The organism is Paraburkholderia kirstenboschensis, from assembly GCF_032806925.1.
In the GTDB taxonomy this organism is placed as follows: domain Bacteria; phylum Pseudomonadota; class Gammaproteobacteria; order Burkholderiales; family Burkholderiaceae; genus Paraburkholderia; species Paraburkholderia kirstenboschensis.
The window spans coordinates 3,607,584-3,622,405 of sequence record NZ_CP136513.1; the positions used below are offsets into that span (position 1 = coordinate 3,607,584).

Here is a 14,822-nt window from a genome sequence, read left to right on the forward strand (position 1 = left end):
AGCGGACCCCATTTGTCAGGCGTGCACACCTTCTGGCGCGTGGATCGGTTCGACGGGGGCGGTCCCGCGGCGCACTCGGGCTCGGTTGCTGAGCAGAGTGGTTGCCGGCTTCAGGTCAATGTCGATCGTACCGTCAAATCGTGGGCCTTTGCGCTTCAGAATCTCAACCGCTGCACCAGCTTCGGAAGGCTTGACGGCGATGCGCAGGTCCGCAGGCGATGCGTCGCGCGCTTCGCTCAAATGGCGCATTACGAAGAAAAGCGATGTCGTCGACCGTGCGGCAAGAAGGAGACGGCGTAGAGAGTCGGCGCGCACGTGCTTTTACCAGAGCAACACTGCGGCGCACGTGCCGGCAGTCAGCGCCTGTTCGGCTGACCAGAGCTGATCGCGCGATTGCTGCGCGCGGACTAGGATGAGCCGCTCTGGCGAGATTCCGGCATACGCCAAGCCGTGTACCGACGGTTCAGCCGGTGGGCTGAGCAACAAGATTGGCGCCGATAATTTCGCGAGCGCTGGCGCGATCAGTCGCATTTCTCCGCACCCGTGGGTCTGCGCGAGTATTTCGATGAGTGAGCTGATCGGCCAGCCTCCGCCGGGCAATTCCGCCGATAACGACGGGTATCCGGTCTCGACTGTCGAAATCCGGCCGAGCGCCAACTGCGATGCGCGCCAGAGCGACGGGTGAATGCTTTCTGGTTGTGGGGTCGAAAGTGTGCTCATGACCGCCTCATGCACTGTACGGATATACAGTATAGACGTGCATCAGCGTGCTGTATGGATATACAGTAGAATGCATCAGCAAATCAATCCAAATCCCCTTTGCAAGTGTCTGATTTCATTAGTGCGCTATTGTGCATTTCTGGATCGATAAACACACCATCAATCGACGCCTAACCTGTTGATTTAAGGCTATATTTTGGCTTCAAACAACCTAATCCGAATATGAAGCTCGCGTTACGCAAGGCCCGTCTCATCGCGCATCTACTGCACGGCATGTGGATCGTGGCGACGCGCTTTCCGAAAGCTGACCCGGACCGGCGTCACGCGCTCAATCGCGACTGGTCGCTCAAGATGCTGCGCCTGTGCGGCATGCGGCTTGTCGTGCATAACGACGGCGCGCGGCTCGACCGCGGCGCGCTGGTCGTGGCCAATCACATCTCGTGGATCGACATCTATGTGATCAATGCGTGGCGGGCCACGCCGTTCGTGTCGAAGGCGGAGATCCGCCAATGGCCGTTGGTCGGCTGGCTCGCGCAGCAACTGGATACGGTGTTTATCCAGCGTGAGAAGCGCAGCGACGCGAAGCGGATCATGCATGAGCTGTCCGACCGTTTGAGCGCGGGCGAGCTGATGTGCGTGTTTCCGGAAGGCACGACGTCCAATGGACTCGCGCTGTTGCCGTTTCACGCGAATATGTTTCAGGCGGCGGTGTCGGCCGCCGCGCCGGTGCAGCCACTATGCATTATGTATGAAGACGCGCACGGCCGGCAGTCCACGGCGCCTGCCTATATCGACGATCTGTCGCTCGCGGACTCGCTTAACCTGCTGCTGCGAGGCGGGCCGTTGACCGCACATGTGTACGTGTGTGCGCCGCTTGCGGCGGGCGCGGACCGTCGTGCGTTGGCGGCGCAAGCGCAAGGCGTGATTGAAGCGGCGCTGCGGGAGATGCAGGGCGGCGCGGCAACAAGCGGCGCGCTCGTCGCCGAACAGGCGAAAATGTCCGCATCCGCCGAAACAATGATTGAACCCGCCGACAACCCGGCCCGCTCGCCAGGCGTCTAAGTCCCGTACCGCTTAATTGCCGCCGCTCGAGCGGCAGTTGTCGCATTGGACCTGCGTGAGTGTGCGCTCCGCGGGATTTTGCGCGAGCCGCACCGCTGACAGCTTTTCGCCCCACACGCAGCCAGAGTCGAGTCCGATCAGGTTGTCGCGCAACATCAGCCCTAGCGCCGCCCAATGGCCGAACACCACGGTCACGTCAGCAGTTTTGCGCCACGGCACGTCGAACCAGGGCATGCAGCCGGGCGGCGCGGCGTTCAGGCCGCCGCTGCTGCTAAAGTCCATCGCGCCTTCCGCATTGCAGAAGCGCACGCGCGTCAACGCGCTGCAGGTGACGCGCAGCCGTTCGATGCCTTTCAGATTCGGCGTCCACAGGCTCGGCTCGTTGCCATACAGGCCCGAGAGCGTCCCCTTCCAGTTCGGCGCGCGCAGCGCCCGCTGCAATTCGTCGGCGAGTTCGAGCGTGAGGCTTACGTCCCATTGCGGCACCACGCCCGCATGCACCATCAGCATGCCGTTCTCGTAATGCGCGATGGGTCGGTGACGGACCCATTCGAGCAGGTCGGCGGCATCGGGCGCGGAGAGAATTTCGTCGATCGTGTCGCCCTTTTTCGACTTGCGAATTCCCGCCGACACCGACAGCAGATGCAGATCGTGATTGCCGAGCACCGGCACCGCGCGATCGCCGAGCGCGATGATGTCGCGCAGCGTGGCAAGCGATTCGGCGCCGCGGTTGATCAGATCGCCCGCGAACCATAGCGGCGTGCCGGCCGGCGGCGCGGCCTTCGCGAGCAGCCGCTGGAACGGCGTGCGGCATCCTTGCAGGTCGCCGAAGGCCAGAGGCACGGGGTGCTGCTGCGAAATTGACGAAGGGGACGAAGGCGCGGTGAAGGGAGTCATCGAGGAAATGTTTGCGATTCAATACACGCGGCGGCGAACGGGGCGTGCCGCGTTAAGCAGTGCAGCAAGCGAGCGTGACATAATAGCCCGTTTGAAGCGCCGGCATCGCGCCACGCCTCGGCTACCGCTGTTGTGGCCGCATGCGGTGAACGACCGGCGCGATATTGCATCACAATAGGATGGCCCTCGTGAACGGAGAAAGCATGTCGTCTTCCCATGCGAAGCAACTCGTCCGCACGCTCGTCACCGGGGCGAGCGGCTTCACTGGCCGCTATCTGGTCGATAACCTGCTCAGTCGCGGCCATACCGTGATCGAAACCTTCGCCGGCCGCGACGAGCGGGAAACGCCCACGCGTTTGAGGCTCGATATCACCTCGCCGGAGAATTGCCGGCGCGTGATCGAAACGGCGCGGCCCGACTACATCGTTCATCTTGCTGCGATCAGCTTTGTCGGCCACGACGATCCGCTCGACTTCTACCGCGTCAACGTGATCGGCACGCTGAACCTGCTGGAGGCGTGTGCCGCGACCGGTCATACGCCGCGCAAGGTGCTGATTGCGAGCAGCGCGAATGTGTACGGCAACGTGACGAGCGACGCGATCGACGAAAGCTTTCCGCTCACGCCGGTCAATCACTACGCGGCCAGCAAGGCCGCTATGGAAACGATGGTGCACACCTGGTTCGACCGGTTGCCTATCCTGATTGTGCGTCCGTTCAACTACACGGGCCGCGGACAGGCGTCGAACTTCCTCGTACCGAAGATCGTCGAGCACTTCGCGCGGCGCGAGCCCTCTATCGAACTCGGCAATATCGACGTCGCACGGGATTTTTCCGACGTGCGCTACGTGGCTAGCGCTTACGAGGCGCTGCTCGATTCCAAGGCGGCTGGTGAGACGGTGAATGTGTGTACGGGCACGCCGTTTACGCTTCGCGACATTCTCTCGGCGGCGAGTGATTTGACCGGGCACGAGCTTGAGATTCAGGTCAACCCCGCGTTTGTACGGCATAACGATGTGAAAATGCTGGCTGGGTCGCCGGCTAAGTTGCGCTCGCTAGTACCGGGGGTTGAGGCGATTCCTTTTATGGGTACGTTGCGGTGGATGTTGGCGGCGCGGGTGGGTACTTAGCCGAATCCGGTGCGGGCAATGCTGCATCTGGCGGTAAAAATTACAAAATGATGCAGGGTTGTTCTAGTCATGAGGAATGATCGGACGTCAGGTACTGCGACTTCGAGGCGCGCTGACGTTGCACATTTGCGGGGCGTGCCAGCGCCTTGCCGGCGCCGAGTGCTTCGTGCGAGAGCGCCTAGGCTTTTTGCTACTCTTTCGAAGTTTCGGGTCGTATTAGGGCGTTTTTTTGGAAGCTGAGTGTCATATAATCTCCGCTCCCCAATCGTCAAGCCGCCCGACTGTGCCCGGCTGTGGTGCGTGTTGGCATGCTAACGACCCGCACATTCGCGCCAGCCCACCCTTGTTTCTGGCGCGGATCCGCACAGAAAAAGCGCCGGCTACTGCTGCTAGCGGTGGTGACAGACGGGCGGGCGCGCTGCTTACACTGTGGCGCAGGAATACACCTTAAGGATTTGTATGATTCTCGTAACGGGCGGCGCCGGCTTCATCGGCGCGAATTTCGTGCTGGATTGGCTAAGCGCAAACGACGAACCTGTACTTAACGTGGACAAACTCACGTATGCGGGGAATCTGGCTACGCTCAAGTCGCTTGAAGGAAGCGAGAAGCACATATTCGCCCGGGTCGACATCTGTGATCGTGCGGCAATAGACAAGCTGCTGGCTGCACATACGCCGCGAGCCGTCGTGCACTTTGCGGCTGAGAGCCATGTAGACCGTTCGATCGACGGACCGGCTGCTTTTGTGCATACGAACGTCGTCGGCACCTTCACGCTGCTCGAAGCGGTTCGCGCTTATTGGGGCAAGCTGCCCGAGGCCGAAAAGTCGGCCTTCCGTATGCTGGCCGTTTCCACGGACGAAGTGTTCGGTTCGCTTGGTCCTCAAGATCCGCAATTTTCCGAAACAACGCCGTACGCGCCGAATAGCCCTTATTCGGCGACCAAGGCAGCGTCGGATCATCTGGTGCGCGCCTACCATCACACGTATGGCCTGCCAACACTAACCACCAACTGTTCGAACAATTACGGCCCGTATCATTTCCCGGAAAAGCTGATTCCGTTGATGATCACCAACGCGCTCGCCGGTAAGTCGTTGCCGATCTACGGCGACGGGCAGAACGTGCGCGACTGGCTATACGTCACCGATCACTGCTCGGCGATTCGTCAGGTGCTCGAGCGCGGTACACCTGGTGAGACTTACAACGTCGGCGGCTGGAATGAGAAGACGAATCTCGAGGTCGTGCAGACGTTGTGCGATCTCCTCGACGAACTCAAGCCCAAGGCGGAAGGCTCGTATCGCGAGCAGATTACGTTCATCAAAGATCGTCCTGGCCATGATCGCCGCTACGCAATTGATGCTCACAAGCTTGAGCGTGAGCTTGGCTGGCGGCCGGTCGAGACGTTCGAGACGGGGTTGAAAAAGACCGTGCAGTGGTATCTCGACAATCAGTCTTGGGTGAATGATGTCACCTCTGGTGAGTACCGGAAGTGGGTAGGCCAGCACTATGCGTGATCGTGAACCGGGTTTCTCTGGGGGCGCCGACACGATTCTCGTGACGGGTGCCGGGGGGCAGCTTGGTGTCGAGTTGTGCCGCAGCCTGTCGCTGTTGGGTCGTGTCGTGGCGGTTGCGCGTGACACGTGCGACCTTGCATCGGCCGATCAGATCGTTACCACGATGCGGACGGTGAAACCGCGCGTCGTGATCAATGCGGGCGGCTACACGGCTGTCGATCTCGCGGAAACCGAAGCGGACGCGGCGTACGCCATCAATGCAGTCGCGCCGGGCTTGCTGGCGGCCGAAGCGAAGGCGCTCGGCAGTCTGATGGTCCATTATTCGACCGACTACGTTTTCGATGGGGCGAGCGAGGCACCTTATACGGAAGACGATATCACGGCGCCGTTGTCCGTCTATGGCCGGTCAAAGCTCGATGGCGAGCTAGCGATCCGCGACGCGGGTGCTGACTACTGGGTGTTTCGCACGAGTTGGGTTTTCGGCTTGCAGGGCGCTAATTTTCTGAAATCGATTGCGCGCGCCACACTGACGCGTACGTCCCTGTCGGTGGTCGCGGACCAGGTCGGTGCCCCGACGCCAGCGGCGCTGCTGGCAGATGTCACTGCGCTTGCCGTGCGCGGCTATCTGAGTGGTCCGTCGCCAATGCCTAATGGCCTTTATCACGTCGCAGCGGCGGGAGAGACGAATTGGCATCAGTACGCGTGTCGGATCGTTGAAACGCTTGCCCGTTCGGGTGTTCCGGTTGCCTTGAGCCCTGAGCGCGTCGCTCCTATCGCGTCGGCCGACTACGGCAGTCGTGCTGCACGTCCGGCCAATTCCCGGCTGGACACTTCGCGCTTGCGGGCAGCGTTAAACGTTGATCTGCCGGACTGGCAGGACGGCGTCGATCGTGTGCTTGCGCAGTTGATCGAAGGACGGCGTCTTTTCGGCTGATTGGCGTGGCGAAAACTTGAGAGATCAAATCATGAAAAGAAAGGGTATTATCCTGGCCGGAGGCTCCGGCACGCGCCTCTACCCAATCACGCGTTCGGTATCAAAGCAGTTGCTGCCGGTATACGACAAGCCAATGATCTACTACCCGCTGAGCACTTTGATGCTCGCGGGCATTCGCGACATTCTGATCATTTCGACGCCGCAGGACACGCCGCGTTTTTCCGAGCTTCTGGGTGATGGCAGCCGCTGGGGGCTCAATCTTCAGTATGAGGTTCAACCTTCGCCGGATGGGCTCGCTCAAGCGTTCGTCATTGGCAGAAAGTTTGTTGGAAATGATCCGTCGGCGCTCGTGCTTGGCGACAACATTTTCCACGGGCACGATCTGATGGGCCAGTTGCAGCGCGCCACGGCGCGCGAAACCGGTGCGACCGTCTTCGCGTACCACGTGCATGATCCTGAGCGCTATGGGGTCGTCGAGTTCGATCAGGCTTTCCGCGCCGTTTCGTTGGAAGAAAAACCGAAAGCTCCGCGCTCCAACTATGCGGTCACGGGGTTGTATTTCTACGACAACACTGTGTGTGACGTCGCCGCGGACATCAAGCCTTCCGATCGCGGCGAACTCGAGATTACGGACGTCAACCTGCACTATTTGCGCAACGCCGCTCTCAATGTAGAAATCATGGGGCGCGGCTATGCGTGGCTCGACACGGGCACGCACGATTCCTTGCAGGAAGCTGCGACCTTCATTGCAACGCTGCAAAAGCGACAAGGTTTGATGGTCGCCTGCCCGGAAGAGATCGCATTCCGCAGCCGCTGGATCTCTGTCTCTGACCTTGATGCGTTAGCCGCACCGCTCGCAAAAAATGCGTATGGCCAATACCTCTACCGGATTCTGAAGGAAACCGTTGCATGAATCTGACCGTTATCCGCACTGCGCTTCCGGAAGTCGTGACTCTGGAGCCCAAAGTGTTCGGCGACGACCGCGGCTTCTTTTTCGAAAGTTTCAATGCTCGCGAATTTTCCGAAGGTACGGGCATTGAGCGCAACTTCGTTCAGGACAATCACTCCCGTTCTGCGCGCAAGGTGTTGCGCGGGTTGCATTATCAAATCCAGCAGCCGCAGGGCAAGCTGGTTCGCGTGACGAGCGGCTTGGTTTTTGATGTCGCTGTCGATGTCCGTCGTAGTTCTCCGAACTTCGGCAAATGGGTTGGCGTCGAGTTGTCCGATCAGAATAAGCGGCAGTTATGGATTCCGGAGGGGTTCGCGCACGGTTTCGTCGTGCTGTCGGAATTTGCCGAGTTCCTGTATAAGACGACCGATTATTACGCGCCAGAGTACGAGCGCTCATTGGCGTGGAACGATCCCGTCATTGGAATTGAATGGCCGTTCGAGGGTGAGCCGCTGCTGTCGAAGAAAGATGCTTCAGCGCCTGCACTTGCCAACGCCGAATTATTTAACTAGCCCGACTCTCGAGGAGATTTTTATGGCTATTCAGTTGTTCGTACCTAATTTCCGCATCCAGGAATGCCTCGACGAGATCAAGGAATGCCTTGAGAAGGGCTGGACCGGACTGGGTTTCAAAACCAATCAGTTCGAAGAGGCATGGAAGGCTTACACGGGCCTCCCGCATGCGCACTTTCTGAGCTCCAATACGGTCGGCTTGCACCTTGCCTTCGAATTGCTCAAAACGAAACATAATTGGATCGACGGCGACGAAGTCATTACAACGCCGCTGACTTTTGTATCGTCGAACCACGCGATTCTTTATTCGCAACTGTCGCCGGTATTTGCCGATGTCGACGATTCGCTGTGCCTCGACCCCGAAAGCATCGAAGCATGCATTACCGACCGGACACGAGCCGTGATCTATGTCGGCGTGGGCGGTAACATCGGTCAGTACGAACGCGTTCTGAAGCTGTGCCGCGATCGCGGTCTGGCTCTGATTCTAGACGCTGCGCATATGTCGGGGACGCGTTTCCACGGCAAGCACGTCGGTCATGACGCCGATGTCACCGTGTTCAGCTTCCAGGCTGTCAAGAATCTGCCCACGGCAGACTCTGGCATGATCTGTTTCCGCGACGCGGAAGATGATGTGCGCGCTCGCAAGATGAGCTGGCTCGGCATCAACAAGGACACGTATGCGCGTACCGCTTCGCAAGGTGCGTACAAGTGGATGTACGACGTCGAGGAAGTGGGCTTCAAGTACCACGGCAACTCGATCATGGCTGCGATCGGCTTGGTGCAACTGAAGTATCTGGACAATGACAACTCCTACCGTCGGCAACTCGCCAACTGGTACGAGGAGTTGCTCAGCGGACATGCCAACGTGCGCCTCATCCCGATTGCCAAGGGTTGCGAATCATCGCGCCATTTGTTCCAGATTCGCGTGAAGAATCGCGATGAGTTGATGCTGGCGCTCAACGAGCATGAAATTTATCCTGGCGTTCACTATCGCGATAACACCGAATATCGGATGTATGCGCACGGCAAAGGCCAATGCCCGAAGTCGCAGCAGGCAAGCAACGAAATCCTGTCGCTACCCATGCACATGGGTGTATCGCGGAAAGATGTTGAATTGATTGCCAGTCTGGTGACTCGCTACGCTGCAGCATGAAGCAGATCTATCCGCCGTTCACGTCGGGTTCAATACGCTTGCGCCTACTGGAGGAATCGGATTTGCCGGTGACTCTCGAGTGGCGCAATCGCGACGGGGCTCGGCAGCATTTCAAAACGTCGGATGTGTTGACGTGGGCGCAGCATTACCAGTGGTTTGGCCGCTATCAGGCCAAGGCTGACGACATTGTCTTCATGGTTGAGGACTTGGCGACACGCAAGCGGGTTGGTCAAGTCGCGATCTATTCAATCGACCCGGCAAGCGGGCGCGCCGAGGTCGGGCGTTTTGTCGTTGCGCCCGAGTTCGCGGGGCAGGGTCGAATGCGCGAAGCCATTGTGGCGCTGATGCGTTTTGCTGCGAATCAGCTGTCGCTTTCTTCGGTCTACTTAGAGGTATTTGAAACCAATTTGCGCGCTCGCCGTCTTTATCGGACGCTCGGTTTTGTGGAGCAGACCGCTATTGACGGGCTTGTGATAATGGAACGGAATATCGATGATCACATATAATAGCGCCAGCGCTCGTCCGTCATTGATGGAGTTCGTGAGCGCTGCGAAACTCTGGCGCGTTTGGCTCCATATGGGGCTTCAGGACGTTAAGAGCCGTTTCAGGAGTTCCGCGCTTGGACCGGCATGGATTCTTATCAATCTCGGCGCGGTCATTGGTGCGGTCGGACTCATATATGGCCGCCTCTTTCATCAGCCGATGAATGAATTCCTTCCTTTTCTTACTTTGGGTTTGGTGATCTGGGGATTCATATCATCATCGCTAGTGGAAGGGTCAATGGCCTTCGTTGTCGCGGAAGGTTATATCAAACAGTTCCCGTTCCCGAAGATCATCTATCTTTATCGGGCGATGGTGCCGTACACAGTCGTTTTTTCGGTCGGGCTATTTGTATTCTTCGTAAGTATGGCGCTTTATCGACGTCCGATAGGCTGGGGCGCGTTATGGGCTGTACCCGGCTTCATGCTGTTCCTGATTATCAACTTCTTCCACGTGGTGATCGTGGCGCACATTGGTGTGCGTTTTCGCGACTTGCCTCATCTTCTGGGTAGCTTGATTCAGATCGCTTTTTATCTTACGCCAGTAATTTTTACGGTCACTATGCTGAAGGACCGTGGATTGGCATTTGTCTATATGTTCAACCCGTTGTATTACCTCATCGAAATCGTGCGTTATCCGTTGCTGAATAGCGAGGCTCCGCCTGCGGAAGTGAGTTACGTCGCTTTAAGCTATTGCGTCGTTGCAGGAGTGGCTGCAACCTATGTCGTGAAAAAAATGTCACAACGCATCGTGTACGTGCTATGACAGAAGACCTGAGAATCAGCCTGCGCGACGTAGGCGTGAGATTTGACGTGTCTGCGCGGCAGGATAGCCTCAAGGCGACTGTCTTGAATGCATTTCGGCCTGGCCGAACGGAAAAGCGGGAGCGCCGGATAGTTCATGCTCTCAAGGGTGTGACGCTGGATATTGAGCACGGTGAGCGTGTCGGGCTGATTGGATTGAACGGGGCGGGCAAGAGTACGATCCTGAAGGTGATGGCGGGCATCTATCCGCCGACCTCAGGTGAGGCGATGATCACCGGTCATGTGTCGGCAATGTTCGAACTGGCCACCGGTTTCGAAATGTCGCAGACTGGCTGGGACAACATTCGTATTCGTGGCATGTTGCTTGGACTCACGCCCACTCAGATCGAGGAGCGCATCCATCAAATCGCCGAGTTTTCCGAATTGGGCGAATTTCTCGATTATCCGGTTAAGACGTACTCGGCCGGTATGTTCATTCGGCTGGCTTTTTCGGTGTCGACGGCGATCAATCCCGAAATCCTCCTGCTCGATGAAGTCATGGGCGCGGGCGACGTCCAATTTGCTAACAAGGCGAAGCGGCGAATGCACGAGTTCATGGAGCAGGGAAAGATTCTGGTGTTTTCAAGTCACAGCCTCGAAATGTTGGCTTCTTTCTGCGAGCGCGTTATATGGATGCGCAAAGGTGAGATCGTGATGGACGGCCCGGCGAAGATCGTTCTTACCGAGTACGAGAGCAAAGCTGGGCAGTGAAGCTGGCGCCGTGGCGACCGCTGGATGACTCGTCCCCAATGTAGTTCGTTGCGGTGAAGGATTGTGAATGAAAGTTGAAGCGGTAATTAGAGATACTCAATGGTTCGCCGAGTCGGATAACTCGCAGCCTGATGTGTCGCTTCTATTGTATGTCGGAGGTGACGGCAAGTCGGAACTCGCACGTGCTGTCGAGTCAGTCTTGGCGCAAACGCTCAAAGCGATCCAACTGATCGTCATTGACGATACGCGCGACGCCGAAGTTTCAACTTGGCTTGCCAGCGCGCAGAAGCGCGATCCCCGCCTTGCCGTTTTGCGGCGCGCAACTGTTGCCGGCATTCCGGCCGTCGGCTGGATCGAAGCTTTGAAGCGTGCTCGCGCTTCTCTTTATGTATTGGCAAAAGAAAGCGATCGATTCCATCGCGAAGCCTTGGAGCAGATGCTGCAGGAGGCGCAACGCACACCTGAATTCATCTGTTTTGGCTATGTTGACATTGTCGAACACGATGAGTCAGGCAACGCTCGCGCTGTCAAACGCGACAAAGAGCGCGGTAAGTCGATGGTCGAATTGCGCGTGCATAACTTCATTGCGCGGAATGCGGTTTTGATTCCGCACTATGCAATCGAAGCCATCGGCTTTCTAGATCCGCACGTCATGCTGTCCCAAGCTGCCGAATGGGATTTTTGGCGCAGGCTTTCCGAGTCTTTTGAAATGAAGGCCGTCGACGTTGCAGTCGGTGTTTGCGATGCAAGCACGATTCGCGCGGAGGCAGCCGGGGTCGACCTTTGGGCGGTCGAAGAATGGATGCGCACATTCCGTAATGATCGGTTGCTGCTTGAGTTTATTGACGATTACCAGCTGGATGCACCTGATCCGACGCATGCAAAGATAACTCGTGAAGTCTGCGCCGATCTGATGCGTAGTCGACTGGGCGAGCACCGAGTCGACGGGGCCAAGGAGGTTGCAGGGTCGAATAACGAAACGGACGGTTATCTGCTTATCGTCAATGTCGCGTACGACGCCTCGACCACACTCTATTTTGACCTGCTACCGCCGCCGTTCGATCACAGAGTTCGTGTTGTTACGGTAGGGCAGAACCTGCCGCTTGAGGCGTTGGCGCGCGCAACAGCAATCATCGTCTCGCGTGCGGTACGGCCGTACGAGGCTTATCTAGACGTCGCGCGGCAGCTCGGCATTCCGACGTATTACTTTCTGGACGATAACTTGCCGATGTTGGTGGAGACTGGCGAATTGAAAATGTCCGGCGAAGATTTCCATCTCGAACCATTGCGCGAGAGTCTCAAAGTGTTCGACGGTGTGCTGCTGAGCAGTGAGCCGTTAGTGGAATACTTTCGACAGCATAATATGCATTCGCGCCTTTTTCATTATCCTGTTGTCTGCGCAGCGCCTGAGGTTATGCGCAGCAAGATCACAGTGAAGCGGACTCCCAAGGTTCCCGGTGAAATTGTCTTCGCCTTCATGGGCGGTCTGCATCGTTCGAAAGCCGTGTGGGACGTGATTCTGCCTGCGTTGGCTCAGATCGCTGGAAGCGGACAACATATTCACCTTATTGCGCCGGGCATGCTAAGTGACAGCAAAATGCTCAGCGATCTTCCGGCGTCTATGCGGGTGACATTGTTGCCATGGGATCTTGGGTACGCTTTTGCACTTCGCCGCTTTGCGCAAATGTCGCCAGACTACGTTTTGTTGGCGCCTAGCAAGACACGCAACAATGAATACAAAACGCGGCATCCTCTTCTGACTGCAAACTTCGTTGATGCGGTTGCCGTGCTGCCGAAAATTGAACCTTACCTCGATATTGTGGATGGCACGGTCGCGTTGATCGTAGATGAGCCATTTGAGCGGGAAGGGTGGCACAGGGTGTTACGCAGCATTGTTGACGGTCATGTGGACGCGACAGGCATTAAAAGCAGAAATCGAACGTTCTGCGCAACTGCATTTTCGGGTGAGCAGAACTTTAAGGTTCTTTGCGAAATAGTCAATTCGGCGGGTGGGGTGCCGTCGTGGCCATCGCAAATGCGACGCCTCAGCAAGTTGGCCGCTGGGCGGCCGCTGCCTACTTCCCGTTCGCTGGGTGGGGATGAGTCATGGCTGCGTACTATCGAGGAACTGCACGCCCTGCGTCATATGCGGCGCTACTCGTGGCGGCATCGAGTGTTCGTCAGGCCCTCGGATCTGTGGGAGCACTGCGGCCCGGCATTTTGGGCAGTACAAAAGGACGCAGTCAAGTACGGTTGGCGCCGTCCCGGCAGCACGTTGGAATTCAGCGACAGCCTGCACCGGAAGCCGACTCACGATTATCGGGTGACCTTGCCCGAGTGTACGCTTGGAGGAATATCGTTCGCCCTTGCCGTGGATGGGCCGACGGAAGGCAAGATAGTCGTCGAACTGATATCTCCAAGCGGTGAACTCACTGCCCGGGCCTCGCGGGAATTGAGTCATCTCGATTTTACCCAGCCCGTGCGGTTTGCCTTTGGCCCGCTTCGAATTGCTGGAGGTGCGGGTTGGCTCATCCGGCTCCGGTGCCGTTCGTCCATGCCGGTATATGTTTATGAATTTATCAATCGACGCCGGTTCGGCACCTCATATGCCCCGCCGACGCCATTCGCTGAGCTGATAATGTCAGATTCTGAACAGTGCCGTGAACCTGGCTCACTGCTGCAGTCCTCGCCAAACGTTTCGCAGAATGCGGACGCCTCGACTTTCATTGATATCAAGTTCGTGATCGAGGGTGACATCCCTACGAACCAGATCATTCGTCGACTGGTGTCCGAGGCCATTGGGACGCGCGGAAGAGTGGAAGCGTTGCTCTTGTCGGAATTCACGCCCGACGTCCTGTTTGATGGCGGCATAGTCATCCTCAGCCGGACCGCAAGCCCGGCGTCGCTGCCGATGATCGAGTGGATGAAGGCAGCAAGCGTCCCGTTTGTCTACTATATCGACGACAATTTCTGGGAACTCACCGGGGACACGCCATTGGCACAGTTTTACCAATGTGCACCTGTGCGTCAGACGCTCGATCGTTCGATTACGGAGGCAAAGACAGTCATCGTCAATGCGCCGCGCCTTGGCAAGTACATAACTGATCGGTACCCCGGAACACACATATCGTATTTGAACGCGCCGTTTGATTTCTCTCTGTTGGAAGGACTGCCTTCGGCAGAAGAGCACCCGAATGAAATACGGATTGGGTTCGCTGGGAGCATCACGCGAGCGGACGATTTCGTAGAGATTTTGCCGGCGCTGGCTCGTATCCGCGATCAGTACAGTCATGTTACGTTGACCTTCTTCGGGTACTGCCCTCCCGAATTGGCGAACTCCGAGCGAGTGACTCATGTACAGCAAGTCGCGAACTATGCAGAGTTCATCAGATTGAAAGCGTCGTACGCGCTCGATATCGGGCTCGCGCCGATGGCGGCATCGGCTGCGAATCTTTATAAGACCAATAACAAATATCGCGAGTATGGCGCGTTAGGGATCGCAGGCATTTACACGAATACGTCGCCCTATCTTGAGACCGTCGTTGACGGCGTGACCGGACTGCTTGTCCGCCACACGGTTGATGCCTGGTACGAAGCATTGGAGCGACTCGTGGTCGATAACGAACTTCGTAGACGCATCGCGAAAGCAGCACGGGAAGATGTGAAGAACAACTATGCCCAAAGCGAGGTAGCGAATCAGTGGCGGAAGTTTTTGCTTGATTTCGCGCGCGATAATTCAACCACATTGCCTCCCAGCAACGCTCGGTCAGCGGCTGCGATGCGAATTCAGATGCGCCGGTGGGTGAGTCAAACGAAGATCCGTGCATGGGTGCGCGTCGGGCGTGTCCGGACGCTTGCGGCAGGCATTGTGCGACGGATGAACGGTTCCCGGGGCAGGTGAA

At 57.5% G+C, this 14,822-nt stretch carries 12 protein-coding genes and 1 pseudogene; 11 read left to right on the forward strand and 2 right to left on the reverse strand.

The window, feature by feature from the left end:
- Nucleotides 1-15: 15 nt before the first annotated feature.
- Nucleotides 16-720, reverse strand: a pseudogene (gene imuA / locus RW095_RS41645) (translesion DNA synthesis-associated protein ImuA).
- 222 nt (nt 721-942) lie between these two features.
- Between imuA and RW095_RS38880 the strand changes: the two are divergent.
- Entirely contained in the window at nt 943-1,782 is an 840-nt protein-coding gene (locus tag RW095_RS38880) for a lysophospholipid acyltransferase family protein (protein ID WP_317020924.1), read from the forward strand.
- 12 nt (nt 1,783-1,794) lie between these two features.
- On the opposite strand, the gene RW095_RS38885 is transcribed toward RW095_RS38880, so the two are convergent.
- Nucleotides 1,795-2,679, reverse strand: a complete 885-nt coding sequence (locus RW095_RS38885) for a symmetrical bis(5'-nucleosyl)-tetraphosphatase (RefSeq protein ID WP_317020925.1) — start codon at nt 2,677-2,679, stop codon at nt 1,795-1,797.
- A 203-nt stretch (nt 2,680-2,882) separates the two neighbouring features.
- Between RW095_RS38885 and RW095_RS38890 the strand changes: the two genes are divergently transcribed.
- From RW095_RS38890 to RW095_RS38935, 10 genes are all read left to right on the forward strand, one after another.
- On the forward strand, nt 2,883-3,806 hold the full coding sequence (locus RW095_RS38890; RefSeq protein WP_317020926.1) for a GDP-mannose 4,6-dehydratase: 924 nt from the start codon (nt 2,883-2,885) through the stop codon (nt 3,804-3,806).
- 459 nt (nt 3,807-4,265) lie between these two features.
- Nucleotides 4,266-5,318 carry a dTDP-glucose 4,6-dehydratase gene (rfbB, locus tag RW095_RS38895; protein ID WP_317020927.1) on the forward strand — a complete coding sequence of 351 codons (1,053 nt, stop codon included), beginning with the start codon at nt 4,266-4,268 and terminating at the stop codon, nt 5,316-5,318.
- Entirely contained in the window at nt 5,311-6,252 is a 942-nt protein-coding gene (gene rfbD, locus RW095_RS38900; protein WP_317020928.1) for a dTDP-4-dehydrorhamnose reductase, read from the forward strand. Before rfbB ends, rfbD begins: the two co-directional genes overlap by 8 nt.
- 31 nt (nt 6,253-6,283) lie before the next feature.
- Complete coding sequence (gene rfbA / locus RW095_RS38905) at nt 6,284-7,165, forward strand: glucose-1-phosphate thymidylyltransferase RfbA (RefSeq protein ID WP_317020929.1); 882 nt, start codon at nt 6,284-6,286, stop codon at nt 7,163-7,165.
- Complete coding sequence (rfbC, locus tag RW095_RS38910) at nt 7,162-7,713, forward strand: dTDP-4-dehydrorhamnose 3,5-epimerase (RefSeq protein ID WP_317020930.1); 552 nt, start codon at nt 7,162-7,164, stop codon at nt 7,711-7,713. Before rfbA ends, rfbC begins: the two co-directional genes overlap by 4 nt.
- Before the next feature lie 22 nt (nt 7,714-7,735).
- A complete protein-coding gene (locus RW095_RS38915) occupies nt 7,736-8,866 on the forward strand; it encodes a DegT/DnrJ/EryC1/StrS family aminotransferase (RefSeq protein ID WP_317020931.1) in 1,131 nt (376 codons plus the stop codon).
- On the forward strand, nt 8,863-9,372 hold the full coding sequence (locus RW095_RS38920) for a GNAT family N-acetyltransferase (protein WP_317020932.1): 510 nt from the start codon (nt 8,863-8,865) through the stop codon (nt 9,370-9,372). The genes RW095_RS38915 and RW095_RS38920 overlap by 4 nt, the downstream gene beginning before the upstream one ends.
- Nucleotides 9,359-10,171: an ABC transporter permease gene (locus RW095_RS38925; protein ID WP_317020933.1), complete on the forward strand. Its 813-nt coding sequence runs from the start codon at nt 9,359-9,361 to the stop codon at nt 10,169-10,171. The genes RW095_RS38920 and RW095_RS38925 overlap by 14 nt, the downstream gene beginning before the upstream one ends.
- Nucleotides 10,168-10,920, forward strand: a complete 753-nt coding sequence (locus RW095_RS38930) for an ABC transporter ATP-binding protein (RefSeq protein WP_317020934.1) — start codon at nt 10,168-10,170, stop codon at nt 10,918-10,920. The genes RW095_RS38925 and RW095_RS38930 overlap by 4 nt, the downstream gene beginning before the upstream one ends.
- A 67-nt stretch (nt 10,921-10,987) precedes the next feature.
- Nucleotides 10,988-14,821 (forward strand): glycosyltransferase, encoded by a 3,834-nt coding sequence (locus tag RW095_RS38935; protein WP_317020935.1) that lies wholly within the window; start codon nt 10,988-10,990, stop codon nt 14,819-14,821.
- Nucleotide 14,822 lies beyond the last annotated feature (1 nt).